The sequence below is a fragment of the Mesorhizobium opportunistum WSM2075 genome (assembly GCF_000176035.2).
Classification (GTDB): Bacteria; Pseudomonadota; Alphaproteobacteria; order Rhizobiales; family Rhizobiaceae; genus Mesorhizobium; species Mesorhizobium opportunistum.
This window is the reverse complement of the sequence record NC_015675.1, coordinates 262,835-289,466: the sequence shown is the minus strand read 5'-3', so window position 1 is coordinate 289,466 and position 26,632 is coordinate 262,835. Positions and strand designations below refer to the sequence as shown.

23 protein-coding genes are annotated in these 26,632 nt (G+C 62.9%); 8 read left to right on the top strand and 15 right to left on the bottom strand.

The annotated features are described in order from the left end of the window. Nucleotides 1–15: 15 nt before the first annotated feature. Nucleotides 16–675 (bottom strand): TetR/AcrR family transcriptional regulator, encoded by a 660-nt coding sequence (locus MESOP_RS01290; RefSeq protein WP_041163957.1) that lies wholly within the window; start codon nucleotides 673–675, stop codon nucleotides 16–18. Nucleotides 676–956: 281 nt separating this feature from the next. Between MESOP_RS01290 and MESOP_RS01285 the strand changes: the two genes are divergently transcribed. Together MESOP_RS01285 and MESOP_RS01280 are read left to right on the top strand one after the other, a co-directional pair. Then, nucleotides 957–2,396: an aldehyde dehydrogenase family protein gene (locus MESOP_RS01285; RefSeq protein WP_013891505.1), complete on the top strand. Its 1,440-nt coding sequence runs from the start codon at nucleotides 957–959 to the stop codon at nucleotides 2,394–2,396. A 79-nt stretch (nucleotides 2,397–2,475) separates the two neighbouring features. Then, entirely contained in the window at nucleotides 2,476–3,051 is a 576-nt protein-coding gene (locus tag MESOP_RS01280; protein WP_013891504.1) for a DUF1349 domain-containing protein, read from the top strand. Between the two features lie 69 nt (nucleotides 3,052–3,120). Here MESOP_RS01280 and MESOP_RS01275 read toward each other — a convergent pair whose 3' ends face one another. From MESOP_RS01275 to MESOP_RS01250, 6 genes are all read right to left on the bottom strand, one after another. Further along, a complete protein-coding gene (locus MESOP_RS01275) occupies nucleotides 3,121–4,695 on the bottom strand; it encodes a glycosyltransferase (RefSeq protein ID WP_013891503.1) in 1,575 nt (524 codons plus the stop codon). Then, nucleotides 4,692–6,860, bottom strand: coding sequence for a glycosyltransferase (locus tag MESOP_RS33205; protein ID WP_245265042.1), 2,169 nt, complete (start codon nucleotides 6,858–6,860; stop codon nucleotides 4,692–4,694). Before MESOP_RS33205 ends, MESOP_RS01275 begins: the two co-directional genes overlap by 4 nt. Then, nucleotides 6,838–7,518: a bifunctional DNA primase/polymerase gene (locus MESOP_RS01265; RefSeq protein WP_013891501.1), complete on the bottom strand. Its 681-nt coding sequence runs from the start codon at nucleotides 7,516–7,518 to the stop codon at nucleotides 6,838–6,840. Before MESOP_RS01265 ends, MESOP_RS33205 begins: the two co-directional genes overlap by 23 nt. A gap of 99 nt (nucleotides 7,519–7,617) precedes the next feature. Beyond that, nucleotides 7,618–9,147: a mercuric reductase gene (locus tag MESOP_RS01260; protein WP_013891500.1), complete on the bottom strand. Its 1,530-nt coding sequence runs from the start codon at nucleotides 9,145–9,147 to the stop codon at nucleotides 7,618–7,620. After that, nucleotides 9,137–10,486 carry a glucoamylase family protein gene (locus MESOP_RS01255; RefSeq protein WP_013891499.1) on the bottom strand — a complete coding sequence of 450 codons (1,350 nt, stop codon included), beginning with the start codon at nucleotides 10,484–10,486 and terminating at the stop codon, nucleotides 9,137–9,139. Before MESOP_RS01255 ends, MESOP_RS01260 begins: the two co-directional genes overlap by 11 nt. 234 nt (nucleotides 10,487–10,720) lie before the next feature. Continuing rightward, entirely contained in the window at nucleotides 10,721–11,473 is a 753-nt protein-coding gene (locus MESOP_RS01250) for an SDR family NAD(P)-dependent oxidoreductase (protein WP_013891498.1), read from the bottom strand. A 349-nt stretch (nucleotides 11,474–11,822) separates the two neighbouring features. On the opposite strand from MESOP_RS01250, the gene MESOP_RS01245 reads away from it, so the two are divergent. Next, nucleotides 11,823–13,136 carry an O-antigen ligase family protein gene (locus MESOP_RS01245; protein WP_013891497.1) on the top strand — a complete coding sequence of 438 codons (1,314 nt, stop codon included), beginning with the start codon at nucleotides 11,823–11,825 and terminating at the stop codon, nucleotides 13,134–13,136. Nucleotides 13,137–13,425: 289 nt separating this feature from the next. On the opposite strand, the gene MESOP_RS01240 is transcribed toward MESOP_RS01245, so the two are convergent. Beyond that, nucleotides 13,426–14,682 carry a polysaccharide biosynthesis/export family protein gene (locus tag MESOP_RS01240; protein ID WP_013891496.1) on the bottom strand — a complete coding sequence of 419 codons (1,257 nt, stop codon included), beginning with the start codon at nucleotides 14,680–14,682 and terminating at the stop codon, nucleotides 13,426–13,428. 85 nt (nucleotides 14,683–14,767) lie between these two features. Next, nucleotides 14,768–15,445: a sugar transferase gene (locus tag MESOP_RS01235; protein ID WP_013891495.1), complete on the bottom strand. Its 678-nt coding sequence runs from the start codon at nucleotides 15,443–15,445 to the stop codon at nucleotides 14,768–14,770. A gap of 599 nt (nucleotides 15,446–16,044) precedes the next feature. Between MESOP_RS01235 and MESOP_RS01230 the strand changes: the two genes are divergently transcribed. Then, nucleotides 16,045–16,317: a hypothetical protein gene (locus MESOP_RS01230; protein WP_041163956.1), complete on the top strand. Its 273-nt coding sequence runs from the start codon at nucleotides 16,045–16,047 to the stop codon at nucleotides 16,315–16,317. A 25-nt stretch (nucleotides 16,318–16,342) separates the two neighbouring features. Here MESOP_RS01230 and MESOP_RS01225 read toward each other — a convergent pair whose 3' ends face one another. The 6 genes from MESOP_RS01225 to MESOP_RS33200 form a co-directional block, all read right to left on the bottom strand. Continuing rightward, nucleotides 16,343–18,187 (bottom strand): ABC transporter ATP-binding protein, encoded by a 1,845-nt coding sequence (locus tag MESOP_RS01225; RefSeq protein WP_049802333.1) that lies wholly within the window; start codon nucleotides 18,185–18,187, stop codon nucleotides 16,343–16,345. Next, on the bottom strand, nucleotides 18,180–19,157 hold the full coding sequence (locus tag MESOP_RS01220; protein WP_013891492.1) for a phosphoenolpyruvate carboxykinase (ATP): 978 nt from the start codon (nucleotides 19,155–19,157) through the stop codon (nucleotides 18,180–18,182). The genes MESOP_RS01225 and MESOP_RS01220 overlap by 8 nt, the downstream gene beginning before the upstream one ends. Beyond that, entirely contained in the window at nucleotides 19,154–21,073 is a 1,920-nt protein-coding gene (locus tag MESOP_RS01215; RefSeq protein WP_013891491.1) for a lasso peptide isopeptide bond-forming cyclase, read from the bottom strand. The genes MESOP_RS01220 and MESOP_RS01215 overlap by 4 nt, the downstream gene beginning before the upstream one ends. Further along, nucleotides 21,070–21,423 (bottom strand): lasso peptide biosynthesis B2 protein, encoded by a 354-nt coding sequence (locus MESOP_RS01210; RefSeq protein ID WP_245265041.1) that lies wholly within the window; start codon nucleotides 21,421–21,423, stop codon nucleotides 21,070–21,072. The genes MESOP_RS01215 and MESOP_RS01210 overlap by 4 nt, the downstream gene beginning before the upstream one ends. Before the next feature lie 148 nt (nucleotides 21,424–21,571). Further along, nucleotides 21,572–21,871 carry a PqqD family protein gene (locus MESOP_RS01205; protein ID WP_013891489.1) on the bottom strand — a complete coding sequence of 100 codons (300 nt, stop codon included), beginning with the start codon at nucleotides 21,869–21,871 and terminating at the stop codon, nucleotides 21,572–21,574. Between the two features lie 154 nt (nucleotides 21,872–22,025). Then, complete coding sequence (locus MESOP_RS33200) at nucleotides 22,026–22,178, bottom strand: lasso peptide (protein ID WP_013891488.1); 153 nt, start codon at nucleotides 22,176–22,178, stop codon at nucleotides 22,026–22,028. A 518-nt stretch (nucleotides 22,179–22,696) separates the two neighbouring features. Here MESOP_RS33200 and MESOP_RS01200 point away from each other — a divergent pair. The 4 genes from MESOP_RS01200 (at nucleotide 22,697) to exoK (ending at nucleotide 26,626) form a co-directional block, all read left to right on the top strand. Then, nucleotides 22,697–23,821 (top strand): nucleotidyltransferase family protein, encoded by a 1,125-nt coding sequence (locus MESOP_RS01200; protein ID WP_013891487.1) that lies wholly within the window; start codon nucleotides 22,697–22,699, stop codon nucleotides 23,819–23,821. A gap of 71 nt (nucleotides 23,822–23,892) precedes the next feature. After that, complete coding sequence (locus MESOP_RS01195) at nucleotides 23,893–24,915, top strand: glycosyltransferase family 2 protein (RefSeq protein ID WP_083833191.1); 1,023 nt, start codon at nucleotides 23,893–23,895, stop codon at nucleotides 24,913–24,915. A 288-nt stretch (nucleotides 24,916–25,203) separates the two neighbouring features. Further along, nucleotides 25,204–25,605 (top strand): hypothetical protein, encoded by a 402-nt coding sequence (locus tag MESOP_RS01190; RefSeq protein WP_013891485.1) that lies wholly within the window; start codon nucleotides 25,204–25,206, stop codon nucleotides 25,603–25,605. A 148-nt stretch (nucleotides 25,606–25,753) separates the two neighbouring features. Beyond that, the gene (gene exoK / locus MESOP_RS01185) at nucleotides 25,754–26,626 is read left to right on the top strand and encodes an endo-1,3-1,4-beta-glycanase ExoK (RefSeq protein WP_013891484.1); all 873 of its coding nucleotides are present in this window, start codon (nucleotides 25,754–25,756) and stop codon (nucleotides 26,624–26,626) included. The last annotated feature ends 6 nt before the right edge of the window (nucleotides 26,627–26,632 follow it).

Genomic DNA, 26,632 nt, shown 5'->3' with positions numbered 1-26,632 from the left:
GCACGACGGCTGGTGCTAACCTTTGCGTGCCATCGTCTCCACCACATAGCGCGAGAAATCCTCGACGTCTGCGGTCGTGGGTTCCTGGCCGGTAAAGCTGCGCAAGTATGAAGCGACGTGAGGCAGGCGGCTGCTCATCGGCTCGTCGAGTTCGAGCGAGTAATAGCCGATCTGCATGAAATAGAGGATGCGGGCACGAACGAATGCGTCCTCCTCGTCATAACCATGGCGCATGAACATGTCGCGGATGGCGTTGACGCGTTCCTCGTCGGCCTCGTCGAGCGCGCGCCGGATTGCTGGCGAACGACGCGCCCAGGCCCGGATCGCGAAATCCAGTCGGGGATCGAACAGCCTTTCGTCGACCCAGCATTCGAAGATGCTCATCACCCCGCGGACCACGGTGGCGGAAGGCCGCCTGGCGCGCTCGACGATGAATTTCGTGTTGGTCTGCCGCCAATGATCCAGCAGTTGGTCGAGAAGATCCTGCCGGCTCTTGAAATACCAGTAGAAGCTCGAGCGCGAGACGTCGAGCTGCTGGCCCAGCGTCAGCACGCGGACGCGCTCGACACCATCAGAGATCAGTGTTTCAAGCGCAAGCTTCAGCCAGTCTTCGCGAGTGGCCTTGACGTTGCCGGTGGCGCCGGTGCGTTGGATCGTCGTTTCGAGTGCTGCCATCGCACGACGCATGACACGCCGCACAGGCCAAATCAAGGTCATGGACACTACTGTACAGGGCGATTCATTCCGGTCTGAATGACGCCGCGTGGATATTAGCCGGGTTGGTTTTCGGAATGCACCGCACCATCGGCGCGGAGACAAGCTTGGGCATTTTTGTCGCGGCGTCTCGGCCAGTGCGTGCTTTCCCGCAAGGCAATTGTCTGGCAAATACCAATTCAGACGGATGCCGCCCCGCGGCCGGCAGCCAAGCCAGCAGCCAAGGCAAGGAAGGCAAGATCATGAACGTATTTCGCAAGAACCTCATCGATGGCGAGTGGGTCGGCGACGCCGGCTCCCGCAACATCAATCCCTCGGATACCGGCGACGTCGTCGGCGAGTATGCCTCGGCTGGCGTCGAACAGGCCGGCCAGGCAATCGCCGCGGCCAAGGCGGCGTTTCCGGCATGGTCCCGCTCAGGTCCGCTGGCACGCCATGCGGTGCTGAAGAAGACCGCGGACGAGATCATGGCCCGCAAGGACGAGATCGGCCGCAATCTGGCGCGCGAGGAGGGCAAGACGCTGGCCGAAGGCATTGGCGAGACCATTCGCGCCGCCCAGATATTCGACTTCTTCGCCGGCGAGACATTGCGCCTGTCCGGCGAGATGGTGCCGAGCGTGCGCCCGGGCGTCGGCGTCGAGATCACCCGCGAAGCGGTCGGCGTGGTTGGTATCATCACGCCGTGGAATTTCCCGATCGCCATTCCGGCCTGGAAGATCGCGCCCGCTTTGGCCCACGGCAACACCATCGTCTTCAAGCCGGCGGAACTCGTTCCCGAAAGCGCCTGGTCCATCGTCGACATCCTGCATCGCGCCGGCCTGCCCAAGGGCGTGCTCAACCTCGTCATGGGCAAGGGCTCGGTGGTTGGCCAGGCCATGCTCGACAGCCCCGATGTCAACGCCATCACCTTCACCGGTTCGGTCGGCACGGGCAAACGCGTCGCCGCCGCCAGCGTCGAGCACATGCGCAAGTTCCAGCTCGAAATGGGCGGCAAGAATCCGCTGGTCGTGCTCGACGATGCCGATCTCGCGGTCGCCGTCGATTGCGCGCTCAACGGTGCCTTCTTCTCGACCGGCCAGCGCTGCACGGCCTCGTCCAGGCTGATCGTGACCGACGCCATCCACGACCGTTTCGTCGACGCGCTCAAGGACCGCATGGGCAAGCTGGTCATCGGCGATGCGCTCGACGCGCAGACGCAGATCGGCCCGGTCGTCGACGCTACTCAGTTGAAGCAGGACGAGGACTACATCGCCATCGGTGTCAGGGAAGGCGCGACCCTTGCCTTCGGCGGCGAACGGCTCGACCGCAAGACGCCAGGCTTCTTCCTGCGCCCGGCGCTGCTGACCGAGGCCACCAATGCCATGCGCTCTTCGCGCGAGGAGATCTTTGGCCCTGTCGCCAGCGTCATCCGTGTCAAGGATTATGACGAGGCGCTTGCCGTCGCCAACGACACGCCTTTCGGGCTGACGTCGGGCATCTGCACGTCGAGCCTCAAGCACGCCACCCACTTCAAGCGCAACTCCGAAGCCGGCATGGTGATGGTCAACCTGCCGACGGCGGGCGTCGACTTTCATGTTCCCTTCGGCGGCCGCAAGGGCTCGAGTTTCGGCCCGCGCGAACAGGGCCGCTATGCCATGGAGTTCTACACCACGGTGAAGACCGCCTACACGTTTGCAGGCTGATCGGGCGCAAGGTGGTCGGCGCCGGCCGGTCGAGCCGGCGAGCGGTCACGCAGCTCAAGAAACGGATCGGCGCGACGCCATGGCATTGCAGGACCTGACCTGGCTCAACCCGCCGCCGCACCACGCCATCGACGGCGATACCGTCCATGCACGCACCGGCAAGGAGACCGATTTCTGGCGTGAGACCTTCTACGGTTTCTGGCGCGACAACGGCCATTTCCTGCATCGGCCGGTCGAGGGCGATTTCACCGCCGAAGTCACCGTCAAGGGCGACTACAAGGTGCTCTACGACCAGGCGGGGCTGATGGTCCGGCTGAGCGAAACGCACTGGATCAAGGCCGGCATCGAATACACGGACGGCCTCGCCTATGTCTCGGTCGTCGTCACCAACGACGCGTCGGACTGGTCGCTGGTGGCCATTCACGCCGGCCCGGACGGCGTCAGGATCCGCCTGACCCGCCACGCCGAGGCGATCCGCGTCCAGTATCTCGATGCTTCGGACGGTCACTGGAAGCCGGTGCGGCTCGCCTATTTCCCGGTGTCGAAGACGGTCGATGTCGGCATGATGTGCTGTTCGCCGCAGCGCGAGGGTTTCGAGGTCACATTCTCCGGCTATTCTGTCGGTCCGCCGATATCGCGGGAGTTGCATGACTGACGCCTGGCGACATCTGCGGCCATCGCCGATCTGGAACCCTTAGGAAAGAAACTTCGGCGGGCTGCCGGCTCACCACGGCACGTGCAGTATTTCCAGCTTAGGCAGGCCGACCGGCCTGATGCCGAGATCGTTGGCGAGCACGCCAAAAGCTTCGGTCTCGATCAGGTCGCGGTAGGGAATTTCGGGGAAGCGAAGGCCGCCGCGATGCAAGGCGGCATCGACCAGGAGCATGGTTCCGCCGACCGCATCGAGGCCGATGATATCGAGATGCCTGACATCGCTGAGATGATACCGGTTCGGTGTTTGCGCGGGAGGCTGGTGGAGACCGCCACGGATGTCGCGGTAATAGCGATAATCCCTTGTCTGCCGCCTTACGATGAAGCTGTTGAGGTCGAAACTGCCGCCGCCGGCGATCTTCACGCAGTTGGGCACCGCGATGCGATGTCCCGTGGCGATCAGCCGGTTGAGGGCATCGCCGGGAAAGCGCCAGACGTCGATGTCGATCCACAGTGCCCAGTCGTCGTCCTTGCTCAGCCCGTGATCGATCAGGTAATTTCGCACCTTGGCGATCGCGCCCCGCCTCACGCGTTGCATCCTGGGCCTTGCCCGTTTTGCCCGGTCGAGGCTGGTGCCGACCCGCCTTTGCAGCAGGACGATGTCACGATATTTGCCGGTTAATCCCGCCGTCGCGGCCTGCAGCCGCTCCCAGCTCCCATCCAGGCTGTCACCCTCGCAGAAAACCAGCTTGATCCTCTCCTTGGGATAGTCGAGCCCCTCCAGCGCATCGAGAAATGGCTGGATGAGGTCGGCGGCGTCGCGAAGCGGCACCAGTACGGCGATATTTTTGCCTGAAGGCGGCGGCGCCGACAGGACCGCTTTGTCGACGCCCGCTTTCGCCACGGCCTCATCGAGATACGCGCCACGCGTCAGCTGATACCAAAGCCGGTAGGCTCGATTGCGAAGCTTGGTGGTCCAGTTCGGCGGCGGCTCAGGGATCCACCAGGTGCCGGCCCAGTGATGGATCGAAAGTGCTGTCGTGTCGTCGGCGGCCTCGCGCTCGGCGCTGCCGGCCGACGTCACCGGCGTGAACAGGCCGGAAGGATGAATGGCGAAGGCCGCCTGGTCATCGTAATCGCGCTGGGCGGAGGTCAGCAGGCAAGGACCCGTGGCGTCGAGCACGTCCTTGGCGCCGGCAAGCCCGGGCATCATCGACAGGAGATGCAGCCAGAAAGGATGACCGGGCGGGCTCGCCATCGTCCCGTTGAACAGGAGATAGGGCAGGCCGCGGAATTCCAGCTGGACGGCCGAATGCGAAGCCGGCTCCTTGCACAGCACGATCCGGGTCTCGTTCATGACCGGATCGAAGGGCGCGACGCATTCGCAGTCGATGTCGGCGTAGACCCCGCCAAAATGATGCAGAAGCATGTAGCGGGCCGCATCCGACCGCTCCACGCCGTTCGGGTACGTGCAGAACACCGGCAGGAAATCCGGGTAGTGCTCGGCAACGAAGTCGAGCAGCATCCGGTCGCTCCAGAACATCACCGTCCAGTGTGGATTGTGCCGCTTCCAGCTGTCGGCATACGCCTGGAAGCGCGCGGGGACACGGTCGGTCTTCCACGTCTGGTGCAGGATTGCTGGAATCATGCGGCGGGGCCGTTTGGTCCAAGCCCATCACGAACGGCGTCGCGGATCGCTTGCAGGCCGAACCTTGCCCATGCCGCCTGATGCGCGCGAAGGCGTTGCCGCGCCCGGCGTTCGGGATCGAGACAGAGTCCGATGGCCATCTCGGCAAGCGTCTCGTCGGTGTCAGCCAGCAGCACCTCGTCATTCTCGACCAGGTCCAGGCCCTCGGCCGCGATCGGCGTGGCGATCACCGGCACGCCCGCGGCCATTGCTTCCAGGATCTTGATGCGTGTGCCGCCACCCGCCGTCAGCGGGACGACGGTGAGATGCGCGCTGGACAAGAGTGGCGCCACGTCGGCGGGATCTTCGATGAGCTCCACACCAGGCAATCCGGCCAGTGCCTGCACGGCCGGTCTCGGCGTGCGTCCAGCCAGGACAAGCCTGGCATCCGGCAGGGCGTTTCGAATACGGGGCAATATGACACTGGCCAATCGCTGTGCGGCATCGACGTTTGGCGGATAGGCGAGATGGCCGATGAACACGATCACCGGAAAGCCGTTGCCGGTCGACGGCTCGGCAGGCATGTCCGTGGGAACATCGCCGGCTTGCGGAATTCCGTTCGGAACCACGTGGATCGGAATCTTGTGCCGGGAAAGCCTCATCAGCTTCTGGCGATCCAGGTTCGAGCAGACCCATACCCTGTCGACAAGGGACAGCGCTTTTCTTTCAAGGAACCTGACGCCGAATGCCGCCGCGGTTCGCTTGGCACTGAGACGCCGGATCTGTGCGGCAAGGTCGGACTCGACATTGTGCATGTCGAGAATGAGCTGCGCCGCCAGCGGCCGCAGCGGCCGCAGCAGCTTGAACAGGCCGACGCCCTCGACAATGATGGTGTCAGGGCGGAATTCACGGGCGAGCGTCTCAAGCCGCGTCAGGGCGGAACGCGGTATGCGATTCTCCGCCCTGGTGCGCCACCACCCGACCGAGGCCGTGCGGGGCTCTCCCTGGATCGAAAGGCCCTCGACGCGGATCAATGGATCAGGCGCATTCCCTGCTATCTTCGGCTTTACCGAAACCAGGCACACCGGTCCGAACCTGGCGGCTGCGTCGGCATTGCGGAAGTTTCTCAGATCCGAACCTGAAGTTGGCGGAGAAGCCGGGTCGTACGACACGATCAGCGTGCGTCTTTCCCGATCCCTCCTGGCATCCAACTGATGACCAGGCCGCTCCACAATGGCCCCGGCATGAATTCGGGTATGATATTGCAATGTCTTCCAACTCCCGCCCAGGGTCTTGTGGGCGCGAACGGCACGCATCATGCGCTTCGCAGCCCTGTATTGCTTGTGCTTGAGGAGCTGCCTGGAAATCCGCTGCGCGATCCAGGCTTTCCTCCATTGCAGAATGTCCTTAGCAAGGCCTAAACCGGCAAGCTTGTCCAGTTCCAGTGCGATCGCGAGAAATGTGGCTCGGGGGGTCTGGACGAATCGCCGCGCCATTCTCGCTTCGTCGTGGTGATAGAGAAGCACCGGCGCGGGGGTCGTCGCCACGTCGGAGCGTGCCAGCAGGGCCGCCCAATAGCAAGTATCCTCATCGAGACCGGTGGTTTCGGGAAAGCTGATGGCGGCCGTCGCCGCGGCTGCGACCAATGCGCTTCCCACGGCGATCGGCCACGCTTCATTGAAAAGGTAGCGTCGGGCGTTCAGGGCCCGATCGCTTGTATATCCATGTGGAGCCTTGAGCTTATCCGGCCGGCCCGCGGTGCGTCGAATGCTGGATCCGATCGACAGGCCGGCTCCGGGATTGCTCACAAGCGCCTCACGCAACAGCCCCAAGCCTCCCGCGATCACCTCGTCGTCGGCATCGAGGAAGAACAGGAACTTGCCCTTGGCACGCGCCATACCGGCGTTGCGGGCGGCACCGGCGCTGCCAAGCCGTATGCTGAGGACCTGCAGCGGCAATTCATATTCGCGGGCGCTTTGGATCGAGATAGCCGCGGTCTGATCGTTGGATCCATCGTCGACCAGAAGGATCTCACCGATGAGGTCTCTGTCGGCCACAAGGCTGCGCAGGGTCGCGTCGATCGTCGCGGCCGCATTCCTTGCGGGGATGACGATGCTGATGTCCGGTCGCGCGCCGTCCGGGAGACTCATGCGGGCTCGATACTCATGGGGGCTCGAAGAAGCCACGGTTCAGCATGCGGTCATAGTGGTATTTGAACGGCGAGACTGCGCGAAGCGAGAGACTAGCGAGGCCCTCGATGGGCGACGGATCGACATCGAATGGTGAATGGTCCTTCAGCCAGCTGTAGGACGAGCCATCCTTGAGCATAGAGGGGCTGCCAACGACATAGCCCCCAAGCGCCTTCACGTGGCCGATCCGGCGCATGCCGGCATAGAGGCTGGACGAAGCCGTCGGGTCGCGCGTCCTGAGATAGACATGAAACCCGTTCGGCGATCTTGCAATCGGCGTGCGATTTAAAAGGGCCTCGTGCTTGCTCGACCAGCTCAGATAGGTCGCGGCATCATCGAAATCCAAGATAAGAAGGTTGGAGAACCCTCCAAGGATTCCGACATTTCCGGCAAACTTACGGAACCAGCGCCGGATGTCGTCGCCGGTTGGCGGCTTCTGCGACAGATGAAAGGCAACCGATTGGAACGCCAACTCTTTCAGGTCCCTTCGACGGGACTGCAAATGTAGGGGACGATACTCCATTGCCTGGAGATCGAGATGCTTGCCCCCGGCACACAACGGCACGCAGATGTAGCCCTTGGCCAAGAGCCGGATTGCATATTCCGTTTCAGTTACAGGCTGCATCCCCGAGTGTTCCGCGGTCGCACCGTGCATCCAATCTTCCTTAGTCGTACTGGGTGCCGTCAAGCGCCGGGCGGGATACTTGGTCGTGTATTTGCGGACATTTCAGAGAAAAAGCTGCTCCATACGCTGTCATCGCCTCGACCAGGCCAGCCAGCGCGCCGCCAGACGCCTGCGCAAGGTTGTGAACCGCGTTCGCCGGTAGGCGTCGCCCGCCATCTTGATGCCTTGGGCCTGCGTCGGGAAGGGGTGGATCACGTCGGCCAGGGCATGCAATCCCATGCCTGACCGGATGGCGAGCGTCACCGCATTGATCATCTCGCCGGCGTGGGCGGCGACCACCGTCGCGCCGAGGATGCGGTCGGATCCCTCCCTGACATGGATCTTGACGAACCCCTCTTCCTCGCCGTCCATCACGGCACGGGGGACATCGTGCATCAGCACCGTATAGGTCTTGACCGGAATGCCGTTCTGGCGTGCCTCCACCGGATAGAGACCGACATGGGCGATCTCCGGATCGGTATAGGTGCACCAGGGAACGACAAGGTCGCTGAGCTTCCCGCGCCCGCGAAACAGCGCGTTGCGCACGACAATGCGGGCGGTCGCTTCCGCCGTATGGGTGAACTTGTATTCCAGGCACACATCGCCCGCCGCGTAGATATGCGGATTTGTGGTCTTGAGATAATCATCCACCTTGATGCCGTTGGCGTTATACGCGACCCCGGCGTCTTCCAGGCCAAGGCCATCGACGTTGGGCGAACGGCCGACACCGGTGATGATCTCGTCGACGGAAATCGTCGTCACGTCGCCGTCCCGCATCAGGTCGGCAAGCTTTTGGCCGCCCTTTGTCCGCACCGCCACCACTTCGGTGTTCAGGCAGACCTCGACCCCCTCGCGCGCCAGCGCATCCGAAAGGATCTGCGCGGCATCGCGTTCCTCGCCCGGCAGGAACATCGGATCGCTCTGCGCCAGGATGACCTTGGCACCGAGCAGGCAGAAGGCCTGCGCCGTCTCGCAGCCGAGCGGCCCGCCGCCGATGACCAGGAGCCGTGGCGGGCACTTCGTGAGATCGAACATGGTTTCGTTGTTGAGATAGCCGGCCTCGGCAAGCCCCGGAATCGCCGGCCCGCTTGGATGCGCACCTGTCGCGATCAAAGCCTTTCTGAACCGCAGCGTCTTGCCGGCGACCACCACCGTGTCCGTGCCGGCGAAGCGTGCCTCACCGAAATAGAGGTCGATGCCTTGCGAAGCGATGGCGGCGGCCGAATCGGCGCGGCTGATCCGCTCCCGGATCTGCCGCATCCGCATCATGGCGCGTTCGAAGTCGACGTGCAGACGCTCCGGCGTGTCGCCGCCGAAATTCTCGGCGTCGCGCATGTCGGCATAGAGCCTGGCCGTGCGGATGATCGACTTCGACGGCACCCCGCCGACATTGACGCACGCACCGCCGATCAGCCTGCGCTCGATCAGCGCGACCTTGGCGCCAAGGCTTGCGGCGTCGCGCGCGGCGGTCAGTCCGGCAGGCCCGGCGCCGATGACGACGAGATTGTAGGAACCGTCCGGCTCCGGGTTCTTCCAGCGCGGCGGATGCGCGCCCTGGATCAGCTCGACATCGTTGCGGTCGACCGGGAAGGCGGCGGCTTTTGTCCGTTCACGCGACATCGCGGCCCCCAGGCTCGGGGCTTGCGAGCTGCGACAGCCATCCGCCGGTGAAGCCGGCCTTGTCCAGGCCGCGGCGGATGTGAGGATTGGACCGCATCAACTCCCAGATCAGGCGCGAGCGGTGGTTCTCGATCATCATCGCCACGATGCCCTGGTCCAGCCCATAATGGCCTTCCGAGATCCAACCGTTGCGGCCGAATTTTCGCCGGCTGGCCAATGTCGGATTGAAGCCGCTCGGCAGCCGGAAATTGTCGATCACCTGCGGATAGCGGTCGCCGAGATGGCGCAAGGCCGCCAGGCAAATGTCAGGCGCGAAGGGCAGCGACGCCGGATAGGACCATGGCGCGATCGTCCCGTCATCCGGCCCGAAAGGCGCCCCGCGCGCGGCGTATCCGGAAAACCGGTGGCGCCGTCGCTCCACGCTGGCGCGGAAGCCGCCCGGTCCGTCCCCGGCCGACAGTCCCCAGAGGTTCTCGCCATAGCCGTCAAAGCCATAGGGATTGTGCCGGGCATAGTCGCGGTGAAGGTAGGTCGAACGGCGGCTGTTCTCGAAATAGTCCGAATTCTTCTCGCGCATGAAGGCGTCGCGGATGCCTGCGAAATCGATCCAGGCATGCGAGAACTGATGCATGAACAGCGGTCCGCCATAGAGCACGTCATGGCCATAGATGTTTTCCCACTGGTAGGTCGCCGTCCAGCCTTCGTAGCAGTCGTCCGACGTCGGGCTGTCCGGCGAGGCCATCGACAGCACATAGAGGATCGTCGCCTCGTTGTAGCCTTCCCAGCCATAGTGCAGAAAGCCGCTCCTGGGCTTCCAGCCTTGCCGCAAGGTCGGACTGCTGCCTTGCGCCCAGCGCCAGTCGACGCGCCGGTAGAGCGCCTCGGCCAGCTCGCGGATTTCGGTTTCCTTCTCATCCCTGCCGGCGAAATAGGCGCTCGCCACCAGGAAGCCGGCGATCAGCAGGGCGGTGTCGACCATCGACAGCTCGCAACGCCAGACCCGCAGCCCGGTCCGCATATCGAGGAAGTGGTAGTAAAAGCCCTTGTGGCCGGTGACCTCGTCGCCGCTGCCTTGCGGGCTGGCCGAGAAGAAACGCAGCGCGGCAAGGGTAAGCTCCACCGCCGTCTCGCGCGTCATCCAGCCGCGCTCGACGCCGATCGGATAGCAGGACAGCGCGAAACCGACGACCGCGATGCTGGCCGGCGAATTCGGCCGTGACGTGTCGGCAACCAGCCCGTTGTCGGGGTTCACATTCTCCAGGAAATAGCCGAAGGCGGCGCGCTGATAGCGATCCAGAAGCTCGTCGTCGGACAGCGTGGCGGGATATGCTTCAGGCAAACGATGCAAACTCCGGCCAGATGGTCGTGACTCCCGCCGATCGCGCTTCATCGGCACGGCGGCCGTGGGTCATCGCCCCTGCCGGGCTGTCTCGTCGCATCATGGCTTCCCGCAACCCTGTTATGTCATCACCGTCCATCCGGACCTCAGCCACTATACGCCTGTCAGCTCCGTTCGTTGCTCCGTCACGCGGAATTGTAGTTGGACCTGGCAGAGGCAGGAGCCCCCGGCTGGTTAATAGGTAGCGCGGCCGCCGGAGACGTCGAACACCGCGGCCGTCGTGAACGAGCACTCCTCCGAGGCGATCCAGCAGATCAGTGCCGCCACTTCCTCGACCTCGCCGAAGCGCGCCATCGGTATCTTGGACAGCATGAAATCGATGTGCTCCTGGCTCATCTGCTTGAAGATCGCGGTGCGCACGGCCGCCGGCGTCACGCAATTGACCGTTATCTTGGTCTTGGCCAATTCCTTGCCGAGCGACTTGGTCAGGCCGATCACCGCTGCTTTCGACGTGCTGTAGGCGGAGGCGTTGGGATTGCCTTCCTTGCCGGCGATCGAGGCGATGTTGACGATGCGGCCATAGTCGCGTTCGAGCATGTGCGCGACGAGCGCCTTGTTGCAGTAGAAGACGCCGTTGATGTTGATGTCGATGACCTTCTGCCAATCCTCCGTCGAATAGGACCAGGTCGTCATGTTCGGTCCGGTGATGGCCGCGCTGGTGACCAGGATGTCGACGCCGCCAAGGGCTTCGATCGTCCGCGCTGTGGCGGCCTCAACACCCTGCGCATCGGCAACGTCCAACGTCACGCCGTGCAGGCCGGCAACAACGGCTTTGGCCTGTTCGATCTGGGCCGGGTCGCGATCCCAGACGCTCACGCGCCCGCCTTCGCCGACGATCCTTTGCGCCACCGCCAGGCCGATGCCCGAGGCCCCGCCGGTGATGACCGCCGACCGGCCGGCGAAGCGTCCCGCAAAATGCATAGGCATCTGATTTTCCTCTGTCCGTGACCGATGCAACCGGCCGCCTCGTCCCAGGTGGACTGTGAAGTCGCCGGCAGGCAAGTTCAAGCCGGCATGTGGGGCGATCGTCTGGGCCAATCCCGAAGCAGCGCGGACCCCATCGATCTCTCGGCAATCGCCCGGCTGTAAGACAAGGTGACCGGATTTGCCCCGGATTTGCCATTGAGCAAGGGGTGCGATAGGCTATATTGCACTGCACAATGGAGACGCTGTTTATTGTACGCCCCTGTTTGCGGATATGGCGGCCGGCTTTCGGCCTGCCGGGCTTGGTGGTCTCTGGCCTGCCGGTCTTGGGTCGCGTCGACGGGACTCTGAGATGAAGATTCCCAAGTCCCTGCTGGTCGATCCCGAAAAGAACTCCGCCTATGGCGCCTTTGCCGTTGCCGTCTCGATCTGGGCGTTCTCCTATTCCGTCATATTCGGCCAGGTGCTGATCCTGGCCTACTACGCCGTCTGGCTTCCGCTCATCCTGGTCGACTACCGGCGCTTCCTGCGGCAGCTGTCCAGCGCCTGGCTGCCGCTGCTGTTCGCGGCCTATGTCTGCTTCTCCGTCTTCTGGTCGCAGGCGCCCGGCACTACCGCAAGGACGGCGATCCAGTACCTTTCCCATATTGCCTGTGCCTATGTCGCGGCGCGCACCGTCAGCGCGCGCACCCTGACGCTGGGCGCCCTGATCGGGATATTCTTCGTCCTGCTCTATTCACTCAAGGTCGGGGGCTATTCCGAGGATGTCCTCGACGGCACCTACAATTTCGTCGGCGCCTTCGCGTCCAAGAACCAGATCGGTTTTGTCGGCTCGCTCGGCATCTATTTCTCGGTTGTGTTCCTCGCCTTCCTGCGGCGTGGCCGGCTCAGCTTCATCCTGACGGTGCCGGTCGTGCTGTTGTCGGCCTATGTGCTGGTCGTCTCGCATTCCGCCACCTCGATGGCCTCGATACCGGCGGTCCTGGCGCTGATTGCACTGCTTGCCATGAGCAAGCTCTTGTCGCGGCGCTATCGCCGCGTGATCTTCCTGGTCGGTGCCGGCATGATCGTCGTGGTGGCTGTTGTGGCGCTCAATCTTGGGCTCATGGACTTCGTGCTTGGCATCTTCGGCAAGGATTCGACGCTCACCGGGCGGACCTATCTCTGGGAACAGGGCTGGGATGCCGCTCAGCGGTCGCCGATCCTCGGCGTCGGTTATGCCGCCTATTGGGTGCAGGGATTCGCCGAGGCCGAGCGGCTGTGGAACGAATTCTACATCACCACCCGCACCGGCTTTCATTTCCACAACACCTATATCGAGGCGCTTGTCGAACTCGGCTTCACCGGCGCGACGATGGTGTCGCTGATCATGCTGCGCACGCTTTACGGCCACGTCTCGATGGTGATCTTCAAGGCGTGGCAAGCCGAATCGGTGGTTCTCTTCGGCGTGATGGTGCTGCTGCTGATCCGCTCCTTCGTCGAGGTCGAGATCCTCAACCCCTACATCATGGGCTCCTTCCTGATGTATTTCAGCTATTTCAAGCTGGCACGGCTGCCCGTTACCGGCACGCGGCGGTCGCCGGCCTTCGAGCCGGCGGATGCGAACAGGGGCGAGGCCGAATGGCCGCGGCACGCCGGCCGTCCGGCGACTGCCGACCCTTCGTGAGCCAACGCACCTTGTCCAAAAGGGCGTAGCGATTTTGGGCAACGACATGCATCAAAGACAAAAGCGCGTCGCGTGATTTCCTTCGAAGGCGGCGCGCTTTGATCGGTTCGCCGTCTGAAGATCTCACGGCCCCGAAAATCTCAAGGTCTTGAAAATCTCAAGGTCTTGAACATCGCACTATCAGAGAAAATCGCACCAACAAAAAACCTCCGCCAGGCAGGCCTGACGGAGGTTGGATGTCTTTGCGATTGGGGATCGAAGGCGCCGGATCGCGCCAAAGGCGGTGTGTCTATTGGCTGGCCAGCGGCGCCAGCTTGACCTTGATCACATCGCCGGGCAGCACTTGCGTTTCTTCCTTCGCCGCGATCTCGCTGGTCTTGCCGTCCACATTGCGCACCAGTGAATAAAGCAGGGTGGGCTGCTGGTCGTTGGTGATGGCGGCCGTCGTCGCGGGATCGGTGGCCTGGGCTATCAGGCCTTTCTGCATATTCACCTTCAGCGCGGCCTCGTTCAGATCGGCTTCGGTCTGCTGCCGGTCGGCGGCGAGGCTGGAACTCAACGTGTTCTGGGCATCGATGGCGTCCTGCGTCGCCTTGCTGATCGCCTGCTTGGCGGTGAGGATGGCTGTCTCGTAGTCGAGGATCTTGCCCTGCAGGTCGGTGACGGACTGCTGCGAATCCAGAAGTCTCGCATTGGCGACCAGGCCCTTCTGGGCCAATGGACCGATGCTGGCGAGCTGCTGCTGCGCAAGGTCGACCTGCTTCTGCTGGTTGACGATCTTCTTTTGCAGCGATTCGATTTCGGCCTGCAGGACACTCTTGAGATCGTCGAGCGCCTCGAGCTTCAGCTTCAGCGCCTTCTGGTCGGCCGTCAGGATCGTCATCTCGTCGGCGACGATGGTCGGCAGCCGTGGATCGCCCTCGACCTCCTTCGGTGCCTCGAAGCTCGTCTTGCCCGCAAGGTCGGCATCGATGCGGGCGCGCCTGACGAGCAGCCGGACACGCTGGTCGTCGGAGATGTCGAAGTTGCCCTTGGCGGTGACCAGGTCCTTGCCGAGCTGCGGGCCGTAGTCCGCGGTGCGCCGGATGCCGCCGGCGACGCTGATCGCTTTCAGCACCGTCAGATCGGGCACGAAGGGAAACTGGCCGGGGTTCTGCACTTCGCCCGAAATGTAGAACGGCCGGAACTGCGCCATTTCGACCGAGGCTTCGGGCTTGTCCGACAGAGCGAGCTTACGCTGCAGCGCCTCGCCGATAGCCGCCGCGACTTCCGCCGTGGTCTTGCCGGCCGCCGGCAACTCGCCGACGAAAGGCACCGACAGCGTGCCGCTAGGGCCGACCGTGTATTGGCCATTGACCGCCGTCCAGTCCCTGAACGTGCCTTCGACGGTCTGCCACTCCGCGATGCGGATGGTGAGCTTGTCCTGCGAGCCGAGATGGTATTCGTCGGCGGTTGCGAGTTGGGGAAAAGCGAGGGACAACGCGAGGCATGTGGCCATGAGCCGCGAGCGGCCGGAGAGTGGGCCGCTGCCAAAGGCTTCGAACATGTCTGTCTTCAAGTGAACGTTCCGATCCGTTTTAGCCCCATCGCCCGATGAGCTTGCCGCCGGATGCTTGGTATCGGCCGGCCGGTCAGTAAGAACCGCGTGACATCCACACGGCCGGCACGGTCCTGACGATGATGCGAACGTCTTCGAACAGCGACCAGTTTTCGACATAGTGGCGATCGAACGCGACGCGGCTGTCATAGGAGACGTCGTTGCGGCCGCTGACCTGCCACAGGCCGGTCAGGCCGGGCCGCGACTTCAGATAATAAACCGCGGCGCTGCCGTAGATTTCCAGCTCGTCGCGCACAACGGGGCGAGGCCCGACAAGGCTCATGTCGCCCTGCAGGATGTTGATGATCTGTGGCAATTCATCGAGGCTGAGTTTCCTCAACACCGCTCCGACGCGGGTGACGCGCGGATCGTTCTTCAGCTTGCGGGTCGCAATCCACTCCGCGTTGGCTTCCGGATTGGTGGCCAGATAGGCGGCCAGCACCTTGTCGCCATCCGGAACCATGGTGCGGAACTTCAGGCACGGGAAAACCCGGCCGCCGCGGCCGATTCGCCGGTGGCCGTAGAAAACCGATCCGCCGTCGGAGAATTTGACGAGCAGCGCTATCATCACGAACAGCGGGCTGAGAGCGATTAGTCCCGCCAGCGAACCGACAATATCGAAACTTCGCTTCATGAGTCCGCCGATCGGCGGCGGAAAATCGGTGTCAGCCTGCGAAAAGTCCGCCGTGGCCGACTTGGCAATATCCCTCATGCCGTAACTCCATGCGTTGAACGAATGGTTCACCACACGATACCAAAAAAATGTTGCAGCGCAACACACAATTTCCCAGCCCATTGAAATAGTCACGTCATGAATTGACTAAATAATAAGCTCGCAATGCACATTTTTCAGGATACATAGCACATTTGTGACAATAAATGGGCAAATGGAAAAAATGCGGACCTTTTTGAGGCGAATTTTGGGCGGAACGTTCTCTGTGGCCCAGAGGGGTGCATATTAGTGCTTTAGAAAGGTGCGAAGTTCACGACTATTAACATAAAATACTACTCAATATTACAGATTGTACTGAAAAATTCCAGCCGCTTCAGGTTGAGTGAAGTGCGGTCGTGTGCATTGCAGCATGGCAGAGTCGAACGCGAAAGCTCAATCAAAAATATGTGCGGTTGCCCTTGCCGCCTTCTGCTCGCCTTAATAGAATTGCAAATTATACCTGTCAGAGTGGCGACAGGTTGAAAGGCCGGAAGCAACCGGTCGACGGCGGGTGGTTTAACAAGCCCGCATAACAAGGGACGGCGCTCGGGTGGGGCAATCGTTGGATATAACCCGAGCCGGTTTATGGGCTGTTGGGTATGTCGCTTCCAAAATTCATCGTTGGGATGATTTTCGCTCTTGCGATCGTCGTCGGCTGGTCCTGGATTGACGGCGTTTCGCTGGGCACGACCCTGCTACGCGTCGTCATTTGCGCCGTGGTCATCCAGGCCGGGTATTTCGCCATCATTTATGTCATGGTTGCCAGGAGCGCGCCGACGCCGGCCGACAGGCTACGCGAAGCCGAAAGAAAGCTGAACTCGCCCGAAGTAGAAGGCGAGAAGCTGGGCAGTGCCCGGCGAGGCCTGCACTAATTCCAACGCGCGGCATCGCCCGGCCTCAGGCCACATGGGCCGGTTCGGTCTCCGACTGCTCTCCCGACAGCATCCTGGACAAACGGCTCGCCGGCTTCGCCTTCAGGCGCTGATACTGCCCGACTTCCACGACACGGCCGTCTTCCATCGCCACCACCCAGTCGGCGAAGGCGATCATCGACGGACGGTGGGCGATGGTCAGGATCGTCATCGCGCCGCGCAAGCCTTCGATCGACCTGGCGATCAGCGACTGGTTCTGCCAGTCGAGCGCGCTGGTCGCCTCGTCGAGGATGAGCAATGACGGCTTGCGCAGCAGCGCCCGTGCCAGTGCGATGCGCTGGCGTTCGCCACCCGAAAGCCGCACGCCCCGGTCGCCGACCACCGTATCGAGCCGGTGGTCGAGCCGTTCGACGAACTCGCCGGCATGCGCGGCGCGCAGCGCGGTCCACAGATCGTCGTCGCTGGCCTCCGGCGCGGCAAGACGCAGGTTCGCCGCGATCGTATCATGCAGCAGGAACACGTCCTGCGGCACATAGGCCACCTGATCGCGCCATCGGCGTCGATTGGCGGCGTCGATCTCGACGCCGTCGACCAGGATCTTGCCGGCGGTCGGTTCGAGCAGGCCAAGCAGCATGTCGGCGATCGTGCTCTTGCCCGATCCGGAGGGCCCGATCAGGGCGGTGACCTTGCCGGCCGGAAGGCCGAAGGTGATGTCGCTTACCACCGCCTTGCCGGCGCCGTCGTCATAGGCGAAGGAGACGCCACGGATGTTCAGCCCCGTATCGAGTGCCAGCTTGCTTGCATCTTCGACCTCCGAATGGCCCGGTTCGCGCTCGGCGTCGAAACGTGCTTGCAGGCTGCGCATTGCCGTGTAGGCGGGCAGGTTGATCAGCACCTGCTGGGCCTGCGTCTGCATGTCCATGAAGCGTGGCGCGATGCGCATGAAAACCAGGAGCAGCACGACGATCTCGGCGAGCGAGAGGTTGAAGCGGACCAGCGCCACGTAGATGAACAGGCTCAAGCCGACGACGCTCGCGACCTGGAACACGGCGGTGCCGATCGAGCTGTTGCGGACATAGTCGATGTTGTCGGCCTTCATCTTCTCGAGCGTTGCCTGCAGCTGCGCGAAATAGCTGGCTTCGACGTTCAAGCTCTTGGCCACCTTGATGCCGCCGAGGAATTCCGAGACCGTCCGGTACTGATCCTGGCGATTGCTTGTCAGCACGCGCCCAAAGGCGGTGGCGCGTGAGCGAAAGGGCTGCAACGCCACGAACATCACGATGCCGATAATGATTGCAAACGCCGTCATGACCGGCGAGATGAACATGGAGATCACGAGGTAGCCCACCAGCAGCACGGCGATCTGCACCAGCATCAGCAGCGAGAAAGCGGCCCCCTGGACACGGTCGATGTCGCCGGTCAGGGCGTGGTCGAGGTCCGAGCCGCGCATGCGCGAAAACACGCCCCAGCGCGCCTTGCCGATGCTCTCGAACAGGTTCATGCGCAAGCGGTTGATGAAATCGAACAGAAGCCTGGCCATGTAGACCGATTTGAAGCGGTTGAACGCCGCCTGCGCGGCAACAAGCCCGACCAGCGCAACCAGCACCGTCGTCAGCTGCAACGTCCCGCCTGGCACCAGCCAGCGCACGAAATCGATGTTCGGCAACCGCACCGCGAAATCCTGGTCGGCCCGCCCGACCAGATGCAGCAGCGGCACAAGCAGCAGGATGGAGATGCCTTCGGTCAGGCTGCCGAGCACCAGGAACAGCAGCGCCGTCCAGGTCCGACGTCCGCCGATCTGGGCGATCACGGCGCCGAAGGCGGCGACGTCGCGAAACAGCGACAGACTCAAGACCGATGACCTAGACATCTTCAGCCAGTTCTCTCTCAAGCAGCGCCACAGCCTCGCCGATCCTGTCGAGACCGGCCGGAACTTCCAGCCGGCACACGCCGACATGGTTAGCGATTGCTGAACATTGGCGAAGATGCATCGCCGCGAAATCGCCGGAGAGGGCCGCGCGGCCGAACCGGGTGACGTAGGAGAATTTGATGATGGCCGGCAAGGCTGCGATGGCGGGCAAGGGCGTCATCGCGGCCCTTTGGCCGCGCTCGAGGACATAGATCCGGGCCACCGGCACCACGCTGCCGGAAAAGGCGCCGTGCAGGCGATGTTGCATCTTGTCGATCGCCGGATGGACTTGCGGTCGCACCTCGGCTTGCCCAAGCGGGATGGCGGCCGCGGCGTCGGCCGCCAGCTTGATCTGCGGAAAGCCCGGCACGATCATCGGCCGGTCCGGATTGCTGAGATCGAGCGCCACGACGTCATCGGTAAGCAGTTCATGACCGGCCCGGATCAGCGCGCTTGCCGTCGTCGATTTTCCGGCGCCCTTGTCGCCCATGAAGATGGCGCCCTTGCCGGCCACCGCGATGGCGCTGGCATGCAGGACGAGCAGGCCGCGCCGATGCAATAGCAGCGCCATCACCGGCCCGAGCAGCGGGAAGGCAAGCAGCGCGTCGTCGACGCCGGGCGCCGGTTCGACATCGATGCGGCGGCCGCCACTGATCAGGAACGCGCCGACGGCATGCCATGCCAGATATTGCCGGTCCGGCTCGAAGCGGAAGGTGGTCGCGGCCTGCGGCGAAGGCTTCGGCATATCGATTGCGCCGACGGCGATCGTTATGTCCGCCGCGGCCGGCTCCACCGGCTCCAGTTCTGGCAACGCCACGTCGGACGCGACCGTCAGCCCATAGGCCCGGTAGAAGTGGGATTGCCTCTCCGGCACTCCCGCCACAGCGGGATAGTGTGGGGCGAGGGGGAGTGGCCCATTGCGAGGCATCATGCGGCACTCCCGCCCTGTTGCACCTGCCGCAGCCACAGCGACAGCGACGCCGAGCGCCAGACATACTGGACGTCGAGCGGTGCCGCCCGATCCGGCTGGCGCAGCAGCCGCGCATAGGCGGCACTCACCTGCGGCAGGTTGACGTAGGGTGCGATGCGATCCGTGTCCGAGACCAGCAACTGCTCCAGGAGATCACGGTGGTTGCGCACCATGCCATTGACGAGATTGGCGGTGAAATCGATCTTGTCTCGCCGCCACTGGACCGGCGGCGGCAGGATCCCTTCCATGGCGCGGCGCAGCACGGAGCGGCCAAAGCCGTGGCTGAGCTTCTCCTCGCCCGGCAGCCCCAGGCAGAACTCGACCAGTGGCTTGTCCCAGAACGGGTAGCGCGGCTCGACGCCGAAATTGGCGGCGGCTTTGTCGAGAACCTCGAAGGAATGCGGGACATAGCCGTTTGACAGGATCCAGCGGTGGCTCAAGGCGTCGCTGGCCTGGACGCCGCGCGGCATGTACCCGGCCCGGTGAAAACGGTCGATGAGTTCGGTCCGCCTGGCCAGGTCCGGATTGACCAGGTCGCGCCAGCTTCGGCCACGCGTTGGCGTGGGCCGGCGTATCTTGTTCAGGGTCCGGTTTGCCAGCTGCCTCAGTTTGGCGATCCGCCAGGCCGGCCCATAGAGGGTCAGGAACTGGAAATACAGGGCGAGCGTGCTGTCGCCATAGGTGTTGGAAGCGCTGCGGATCTCGCGCCAGAGGTCCAGCCATCTGCCGCCATTGGCCAGCTCGTGCAGGTGGCCATGACCTTGCGAGACGACCTCGTCGCCGCCATGGCCGTCGAGCAGCACCTTGATGCCCTTGGCGCCAGCCGTCCTGTAGATCCCGCGGGTCAGCGTCAGGCCCGGCGCCAGGAAGGTGCCTTCCTGCTCCTCCAGCACCCGTTCGAATTCAGCGAAGGGCGCATAATCGCCGACCGCGATCAGCGTCGGGTCGACCTTCTGCTGGTCGAGCACGGCGTCGATGAAGGGGCGTTCGTCCATCGACGACCCTTTCTCGAAGATCAGCGAAAAGGTCGGCAGCCTTGGCTTGCGTTCGGCGGCGTTCCGCAAGCCGGCCACGCAGGCGATCGAGGAGGAATCGAGGCCGCCGCTCAGCATCGCGCCGATCGACGATGTCCCCCGCATATGGTTGCGTACCGATTGCGAGAACAGATGGGCGAATTCCTCCGCCGCATCCGACGGCGGCGGCCGCGAAGACGGCTCGATCTGCCAGTACCGCCGCAGCAGCACCTGTTGAGCGCTGACGGTGAGGCTGTGACGGGCCGGCAGGCTGAAAATATCGCTGTAGGGCGTCGATTGCGGGTCGTCGGGAAGCCCGGCCAGGAACCCCGAGATCCGGTGCTCGCTGATGCGCGCGCCGACCCCGTCCAGGCCAAGCATCGGCCCGATCTCGGAGGCGAAGGCAAAGCGCCGGTCCGCCGCGTGGTAGTAGAATGGCTTGACCCCGAAATGGTCACGCGCGCAAAACAACAGCTGCCGCTCGGCATCCCAGATGGCAAAGGCGAAGTCGCCTTGCAGATGCTCGGGGCAGGCTTCGCCCCAGCGCAGATAGGCCCGCATCAGCAACACCGCGTCGGCGACCGAGCTGTCCCGTATGCCGAGCCTGGCGAGCAGTTCGTCGCGGTTGTCCAGCCGGCAATCGGCGGTGATGGCCAGCTTGCCGCCGGCCATGGTCAGCGGGCCGGGGCCGGCCTCATCCAATGTGTTGAGCCAGGCGTGGCCAAGGGCGATGCCGGCGTCCAGCCACCATGAGCTGCCGTCGGGGCCGCGATGGCGCATGCGTGCCAGCATCTGCTGGATATCGGTTGCCGCGTCTGCCGGCGCGGGCCCCTGTCGCAGCACAATTCCGGCCACGCCGCTCATCGGCTGCCGTGGTCGACCAGATGGGCGAAACCATCGACGGATCCGCCGAGCACGATATGGTTGTCGCTGATCAGCCAGGCATGCGCTTTCAACTGCTCGCCCGTGCCGCGTTCGACGCCGATGCGGATATTCGAGGCATTGCCTTGGCGCGCGAGCATATATTGGCCCGAAAGTGCCTGGGTGAGGCACGTGGCGCGCGGCACGAACCGTGCCGCCGCGGCAACCCCCCAGGCGACAAGCCGCAACTCGCCCATGCTGGCGCACTGGTGCGCGTTGAGCCGGGTCACCATGGCGCGAACACGGTTGTACGAGAACAATGTCAGCCCCAGCCGGACAACCGCGACCACCACCAGGCATTGGCAAAGGAAAAGCGCTTCCGAGCCGCTCAGCGAGAGGATTCCGGTTAGGCTCCGCCTGCCTGACCGACTTTTCGCCTGCCTGGGGCTCTTTTCCGTCGCAGGTCTTTGCCGCGAAACCATGGCCTTTTGCGAAACCTGCCTAGACAAGTGCCTCATGCTGCAGCCTCGCAAGCCCGTTTTCGGCCAGCCCCTTCAGCAATGCGTCGACGTCGGCCTTGCAGCGCTCGGCGTCGACATTATAGGACGCAAGCACGGCGCTACGGATATCGGCGATCGACTTCGGCTCCTGGATCAACTCCCAGATGAACGCGCCGACGCCGTTGAGGCTGTAGTAAATATTGGATTTCAGATTGAGAAGCGCGAGGCCGTCGCCGAATTCGCAAGCCACGGCATCTTTGTTGGCACTTATGCAATCGTGGTCCGATGGGTTCCAGTTCATCCTAAAACCTCGTTTGCAACACACGGTCTACACATCGTCGCTTCAAAAAGCGGAAAAGCTTCAAAAGCGGAAAGTCGGGGATTTTCGTCCCCGGCTCCATTTATGGTCTTGAATCCCAGAGGCCCAACGTAATTCCTCCGGGATCAGGCTAGTCTCACGAGAACGTCAGGTCGCCGATCGGGGTGTGCGCGGGAAACGACGCGTCGATCGCCGTGTTGCCCCCGCCGCCCTGAGTGATGGTTTCAATCGAACCATGCACCGTCAAGCTTGGCGTTTCGTACTCATGCTTTTCAACATTCTGTTCCATTTTACTCTCCAATGAGGACTGGAAACGGCCTGTCGAGTGCCGTCAGCACTTGCATGCTGCGATGCAATAGCTGCATAGCAACATTTATGAGTCAAGCCTGATTTACCTCTGGTTAATCAATTACGGGTTGCGGACGTCACCATGTGTGTGTGGGATGCTCAAAATCTCGCCGCATTCGGGGTAAAATCTAGTACGGTCTGGTCTTGTCGCTGACGGTTCTTTAAGCAATTGATTTTGCTTGCATAAAACATCTACGCCACCGCTGCTTTTTTAGGCAATGCTAAAAGATGAATTTAGTTTAACCGATCCAGGTTGATGTCCGGCTGGAACGCTTCGGCATGATCGGAATTTGGACCGAGTATTTCCACCGCTTTCGCGGCGCGCCGGCAAACGTTCTGGTTGCAAAATTCCGCACTGCGAAAGGAAAGGCTTTACGGCGCCGAGGTTTTTGAGGATGCTTTGCTTCGCACCTGCAGCATACCTATCGCGCGAACCGCTTTTTGGAGACTGTGCGCTCAATGGCCTTGCCGGAAAGCTCCTATGAACGACTGCGCGCCGCCGATTGCGCCGACGAGGTCGCCTATGTGCAGGCCTGCCTGCGGTTGTATTTCGCGGGGCCGACCGCCGGCAAAGTCTCGACGCCCGGTCTTTCCAACGACGCCGTCGCCGACATCGCCAGGCTGAACAAGGTTGCCATCTTCGTCCTGAAGGCGCTGTCGCGTGCCCCGGTCGGCGAAAGGCCGGCTGATCTCTTCCAGTGGCTCGACACCTATCGCAGGCGCACGGTCTCGATGAACGCCGCCTGCCTGATGGACTCGATGACGATCCATGAGGCGCTGCGCGACAGGCAGATCGATTTCGTCTTTCTGAAGGGGCCGTTCCAGCAGCATCTGCTCTACGACGACCACTTCATGAAGCCTTCGGGCGATGTCGACATCCTGGTTTCTCCCGCCGGCTTTTCCAGGGCGCGCGACGCACTGCGCTCGATCGGTTACGAGGTGTCGGGCAAGTCCCGCTCGGTCTGGTGGGTTCGTTTCCTCGGCGAACAGCACATGATCCGCGGCAACGGGCCGAAATCGTCCACGGTCGATCTTCACTATCGCCTCCAGCAGCCCGGTTCACCCAGTCCGCGCGACGCCGACGGGTTCCTGCGGCGCAAACGGCTGGTCGAGATTGCCGGCACTGAGGTGCCGTTCACATCGGTCGCCGACACGCTGATGCTGTCCTGCATCAGCGTCGCCAAGGCCCTGTTCAACCGCGAACCCTGTGCCGGCTACGTCTGCGATATCAGGGCCAGCGCCAATCGTCTCGACGAGGCCGATCAGCAGCGTCTGCTCGATGCGGCGATGAGCCAGGGGCTGGACGATACGCTGCTGCTCGGCCTGCGCGCCGCCGACGTTCTGCTGGGTGGTACCGGCACGCTTTTGTCGGAGCGGGCCAAGCCGATCCTGTCGCGCATCGGCAATGAGGATCTGCTCAGCATGGTCATCGCGCCTTGGCTGTCGTCGCTGCGATGGCCGCAACGGCGAACGGTGTTGTGGGAATTATGCGGCCGTGCTCCCGTCCGCTACCTGGCCGAGGCAGGCTGGGCGGCGTCGGCGGATATCAGCCGCCGCATCTTCGAACGGCCGGCCAGTCCGTGATGGTGGTGCTGTCGGAGATTGAATGCGTACAGGGCGAGGGCAGATCGGAACCTGTGCAAGAGGCTAAACCCATGTCGATGACGAAATCCGAGGTTTGCGTGATCATCGCGGCCAAAAACGCGGCACGCACGATCGCGGTCGCCATCGCGTCCGCGTTGCGCGAACCGGAAGTGGCGGAGGTCGTCGTCGTCGACGACGGCTCCACCGACAACACGGCCGAAGTCGCCGTTTCCGCCGACGACGGCAGCGGCCGGCTCATGGTGATGCGGCTCGACGTCAATCGGGGGCCCTCCTTTGCCCGCAACGCTGCGATCGCCGGCTCGAAAGCGCCGTTCATCAGCATTCTGGACGCCGACGACTTCTTCCTGGAGGGTCGGTTCCGCAACCTGTTTGCCGGCGCCGACTGGGATTTCGCGGCCGACAACATCATGCTGATCAGGGATGACGCGACGAAGGATGCGACGACAATTGTCGCGCCGGATTTCGCGGCGGAGCCGGAATTCCTCGATTTCGAGCGCTTCGTCGAGGGCAACATCTCCAGGCGCCGCGTCCAAAGAGGTGAACTGGGCTTCCTAAAGCCGGTGATCAGCCGTGCCTTCCTCGACCGGCACGGGTTGCGCTATGACGAGAACCTGCGCCTGGGCGAGGACTATGAGCTCTACGCGCGCGCGGTCGCTCACGGCGCACGGTTCAAGGTCATACGCTCCTGCGGCTACGGCGCCATCGTGCGCGCCGATTCGCTCAGCGGCCGCCACAAGACCCAGGATCTGAAGCGGCTGGCCGACGCCGATCTGGCGTTGCTGGCTATCGACAGCCTGCCGGAAGGCTCCAAAGCGGTGCTGCGGCGGCATGAGCGGCACGTGCGCGACAAATACCGGCTGCGCAATTTCCTCGACGTGAAGGCCGAGCGTGGGCTGGCTTCGGCTGCGGCCTATGCCTTCGCAAGTCAATCCAACCTCGTTCCCATCGTCCAGGGCGTGGCGTCCGACAAGCTCGAGGCGCTGTTTCGCCGCGTCGGCCTCATGTCCGGCCAAAGGCATATGCCGCCGCTGCGTTTCCTGATGGCCGGAACCAGCACCGGCAAGGCGCGGTAAGGCCCGGGAAATGTCCGGATTATCTATGAACAGCGGTCTCGTCACGCGAACCATTTCCTTCGGATTTATGAGTTTACGAATTGGGTGGTTGCCTCGCGGCTCCGGGGATGGCAGTCTATGTTGCGCTGCAGCAAATTGGACGACCAGCCGAACTGGCCCCCGATCGGATTGGTCTGAAGTCTCTCCCCTCAGAGGAGCAGGACGATACGATACGAGTTTTTTTCAGCCCCGGCGCGGGGATCGGCCAGGAGCCCGACCCGAAAGCCGGCGATGACAGGAATTTAGTTCATGGCCTCGATATTCGGCTTCAGATCAAGGGATCCGGCCCGAGACCGGCAGACCGACATCGCGCGCTTCGACCGTCTGGCGAAACTGTTCGAGCAGATCGCCGCTGAGATCGAGGCCGAGAGGACCGGCCTGGAGAGCCGCTATCGCAAGACGTCGACCAATGCGGCCTTCCTTGTCGAAGCCATGGAAAACGATCCCGCTTCCGATCGTCGCTCCTCCGAAGTCAGCGCGCTGACGACGTCGATCCTGAATTGCGAGCGCCGCATCGCGGCGCTGTCGCGCCAGGACGGCAAGATGAAGGATCTCCGTCATGCGCTGGATATGGTCTTCGACGAAAATGGCGCGCCCGATCCGGCCGCCACGGTCGAATTCAACAAGCCGGCGGGCGCCGGCCGTGGGTGAAAGTGAAGGTGCGGGACTGTTGCGGAAGATGTGATTCGAGACGGCAAAAGGAGTTGGAGAGGGTCAGGAAGGCCGAGGTTGGCCCGTTTGGAAGTGGTTCGAACGTCGACTTTGGGTTGGGGACGCACAGCACAAAGGTGAGTTTGGTATGAATTCGGATCCGAAGACTACGTCCAAGGCGGCAGTCGGCGCGCATCAAGCCGGGCAAGCCGGCTGGCGGCGATTGGCTTGGCTCGGTGCTTCTTTGCTGCTGGTCGCTCTTGGCAGCCTGTCGACAATCCCTTCCCACGCGCAGGACATCCAGTCCTCGCCGTCATTCGTCGACGATTTCAAGAGTTTAGATCGGTCGCGCTGGTACGTGTCCGACGGCTGGACGAACGGCAGCCACCAGAATTGTACCTGGTCGAAGGGGCAGGTCAGCCTGTCGGAGGGAACGCTGTCGCTGGGCTTCGAGAAGCAGAAGACCAAGGATCGCGAATTCGCCTGCGGCGAGATCCAGACCAAGCAGCGCTTCGGCTATGGCACTTATGAGGCGCGCATGAAGACCGATGCCGGTCCCGGCCTAAACGCTGCTTTCTTTTCCTATATCGGCCCGTCCGACAAGCAGCCCTGGGACGAGATCGATTTCGAGATCCTGACCAAGGACACCTCCAAGGTGCAGGTCAACGCCTATATCGCAGGCAAGGGCAAGAACGAGAAGCTGGTCGAGGTGCCCGGCGGCACCGACAAGGCGTTCAACGATTACGCCTTCGTCTGGGAGAAGGACAGTTTGCGCTGGTACGTCAACGGCCAGCTGGTGAACACCATCACCGATCCGGCGAAACTGCCCTCCCACGCGCAGAAGATCTTCTTCAGCCTTTGGGGCAGCGACACCATGAAGGGATGGATGGGCGCGTTCGCGGATCCTGGCCGCAAACTTTCGCTGCAGATCGAGCGGGTTGCCTTCACCGCGCTCGGCGAACCCTGCCAGTTTCCGGAATCGCTCGTATGCAGCGTAAAAGAGTTGGGAAAGACGAATTGAACCGGC